The 1,012-nt window shown below is 71.8% G+C and carries 1 protein-coding gene; it reads right to left on the bottom strand.

The window, feature by feature from the left end:
- Nucleotides 1-57: 57 nt before the first annotated feature.
- The coding region (locus AOK00_RS33780; protein ID WP_216822287.1) for a chitinase at nt 58-1,012 on the bottom strand (955 nt) is incomplete at its 5' end.

Genomic DNA, 1,012 nt, shown 5'->3' with positions numbered 1-1,012 from the left:
ACACCGCGCGCCCCGGCCGGGGCGCGCGGTGTGGGGGGCGCGATGGTGTGCGGGCGCCTACTTGTAGGCGGCGAAGGCCTTCGTGAAGGCCAGCGGCTGCTGGAGGATCGAGGAGCAGGTGGCGTCGGCGCGGTTCACGGCGCCGTCCGGGCACTGCTTGTCCCGGGTCGAGGACCACATCGAGAGCCAGCCGATGCCCTTCGACTTCGCGAAGTCGACGAGCTGGGTGGCGTCGTCGACCTTGAAGATCTCGCTCACGACGTCGTTGACACCGATCATCGGGGTGACGGCGACGGCCTTCCACGCGGCCGCGTCGGAGAGCCCGAGGACCCCCTTGATCTGCGCCTGGGTCGCGGTCGCGGCCTGGATGGCGTACGTGCCCATGTCGGCGCTGTAGGCCGGCCCGTAGTCCATCGCCATGATGTTGACGGCGTCGATCCGGACCCCGTTGCGCTTGGCGTCGGCGAGCAGGTCGACGCCCGGCTGGGTCAGGCCCTCGGGCATGACCGGCAGGGTGAAGGAGACGTTCAGCCCGGGGTGGGACTTCTGGAGCTGGGCGATCGCCTGCGAGCGGCGGGTGTTGGCGGCGGTGTCCGGCAGGGCCGCGCCCTCGACGTCGAAGTCGACCTTGGTCAGCTTGTACTGGTCGATGACCTTGCCGTACGCGGCGGCGAGCGCCGAGGACGAGGAGCAGTTCAGGGCCAGCTCGTGCCCGGCGGCGCCGCCGAAGGAGACCCGGACGTCGCCGCCCTTGGCGCGCAGGGCGCCTATCTGGGCGGCGACCTTGTCGTTCGCCAGGTCGGTGACCCCGCCCCACAGCGGGGCGCAGGAGCCGCCGGAGGTGATGAAGGCGAGGTTGAACTCCTTCACACCGGTGGCGTCGGCGGTCGCGAGGAGGTCGTACGCCGGGTAGAGCGAGGTGTCGACGTAGGGGGCGTACCTGGCGGCGGTGACGGGCCCGCCGGTCGCGGTCGCCGTGGGCGTCGGGGTGGGGGTGGCCGTGGGCTTCGGG

This window comes from Streptomyces aureus (assembly GCF_001418135.1).
Taxonomy (GTDB): Bacteria; Actinomycetota; Actinomycetes; order Streptomycetales; family Streptomycetaceae; genus Streptomyces; species Streptomyces aureus_A.
The sequence above is the reverse complement of the archived record's forward strand: the minus strand, read 5'-3'. Positions and strand labels throughout refer to the sequence as shown.